Source organism: Pseudomonas sp. P5_B2, from assembly GCF_056400445.1.
The window spans coordinates 1-1,993 of the sequence record NZ_JBFULH010000693.1; the positions used below are offsets into that span (position 1 = coordinate 1).

At 58.3% G+C, this 1,993-nt stretch carries 2 protein-coding genes and 1 tRNA gene; 1 reads left to right on the forward strand and 2 read right to left on the reverse strand.

From position 1 onward, the window contains the following. The coding region (locus tag AC1DRJ_RS25685; RefSeq protein ID WP_477804628.1) for an RDD family protein at positions 1-403 on the forward strand (403 nt) is incomplete at its 5' end. 182 nt (positions 404-585) lie between these two features. Here AC1DRJ_RS25685 and nadA read toward each other — a convergent pair. Both nadA and AC1DRJ_RS25695 read right to left on the reverse strand, forming a co-directional pair. Next, positions 586-1,644 (reverse strand): quinolinate synthase NadA, encoded by a 1,059-nt coding sequence (gene nadA / locus AC1DRJ_RS25690; RefSeq protein ID WP_477804629.1) that lies wholly within the window; start codon positions 1,642-1,644, stop codon positions 586-588. Between the two features lie 273 nt (positions 1,645-1,917). Next, positions 1,918-1,993, reverse strand: a tRNA-Lys gene (locus AC1DRJ_RS25695).

The following is a 1,993-nucleotide window of genomic DNA, read 5'->3' on the forward strand; positions in this document are numbered from 1 at the left end:
GTTGTGTACCGCCCTGCTTATCGTCACCAGCGGCCTTTACAAGATGATCCAGATGGCAATCCTCGGCGAAGAGAAAATGCGCACCCTGACCGAAGCAGGCGCATTGGACGGTGATCCATTGCTCTCGACCGTGCTTCTGTTTGTACTGTTCGGCTTCTTCGCCAAGTTCTGGACCTGGTCGGGACAGACCCTCGGCATGCAGGTGTGGTGCATCCGCGTGCAGAACGCCGATGGCTCGTCCATCAGCCTGTGGCAGGCGCTATTGCGGTTTGTGGTGTCGATTGCGTCCTGGCTATGCGTGGGGCTGGGCTTCTTCTGGTCAATGTTCGACAAGCAGAAGCGTAGCTGGCATGACATCTACTCCAATACGCAGCTGGTGCGGATTCCGAAGAAGACCAAGTAAATCAGCCATACGAAAACCACTGTGGGAGCCATGTGGCGAGGGGGCTTGTCGGAATGCCGCGTCACCCCGTTCGGCTGCGAAGCAGTCGTAGAGATTCTGGGGCCGCTTCGCGACCCAACGGGGGCAAGCCCCCTCGTCACAGGTCTCGCTCCTACCGTTTTTTTGTGACTAGCGAATAGATCTCAGGCGTTACCGGCCAGTTTCATCCGCGCGGCCTGCGTGAAGTCGAGCATGCGCTTCAACGGCCGAATCGCTTGAGGGATCAACGCCGGATCAACAAAGATCTCGTTCGTCCCTTCTTTCAAGCTCTTGAGCGTGCGCTCAAGGGTGTTCATCGCCATCCACGGGCAGTGCGCGCAACTGCGGCACGCCGCGCCGTTACCGGCCGTTGGCGCTTCGATGAAGACCTTGTCCGGGCACAGCTGCTGCATTTTGTAGAAAATGCCGCGATCAGTGGCAACGATCAGCGTTTTATTCGGCAAGCTCTGGGCCGCTGCGATCAGCTGACTGGTCGAGCCGACGGCATCCGCCAGTTCGATCACCGCGGTTGGCGACTCTGGGTGCACCAGAATCGCCGCATCCGGGTACAGCGCCTTCATGTCTTCCAGCTGCTTGGACTTGAACTCTTCGTGAACGATGCAGGCACCGTCCCACAGCAGCATGTCCGCACCGGTCTTGCGCTGAATGTAGGTGCCCAGGTGCTTGTCCGGGCCCCAGATAATCGTCTCGCCGTTATCCATCAGGCTTTCGACAATTTCCAGCGCACAGCTGGACGTCACCACCCAATCCGCCCGCGCTTTGACCGCCGCCGAGGTATTGGCATACACCACGACGGTACGCTCCGGGTGCTGATCGCAAAACGCCGAAAACTCGTCCACCGGGCAACCCAGGTCCAGCGAGCAGGTCGCTTCGAGGGTTGGCATCAGCACGCGTTTTTCAGGATTAAGAATTTTTGCGGTTTCACCCATGAACTTCACCCCGGCGACCACCACGGTCTTGGCCGGGTGAGCATTGCCGAAGCGGGCCATCTCCAGTGAGTCGGAGACGCAACCACCGGTTTCTTCGGCCAGGGCCTGAATCACCGGATCGCAATAGAAGTGGGCAACCAGCACCGCGTCCTGAGCCTTGAGCTCGGCGGCGATGGCGGTGYGGTAATAGGCTTCTTCTTCGGCGGTCAGCGGCTTGGGCTGCTTGGCGTCGAGGTGAGCCTGAACCAGAAGGCGTTCGGAAATCTGCGTCATGTTCGCAAGACCTGCAGGCGCATTTGCGCGAAAGTCGAGTATACACCCGGCTCCGGACCCTTCAGGGTACCGCCGGGAGAGTGAGTATTCATCAGGCACGGACAGCGTTGAAGCTGCGCAAGGCTACAGAATATCCAGTGGATGCAAAAGATGATTCTGACTTGCGTCACGCGGTGCAGCCCAGAACCTGGGCGGCCCTAAATCGCGGGCAAAAAAAAATCCGGAAATCCTCACTTGCGTGGGCCTTCCAGACTTTTAAAACTGCTACAAAAATGGTGGGTCGTGTGGGATTCGAACCTACGACCAATTGGTTAAAAGCCAACTGCTCTACCAACTGAGCTAACGACCC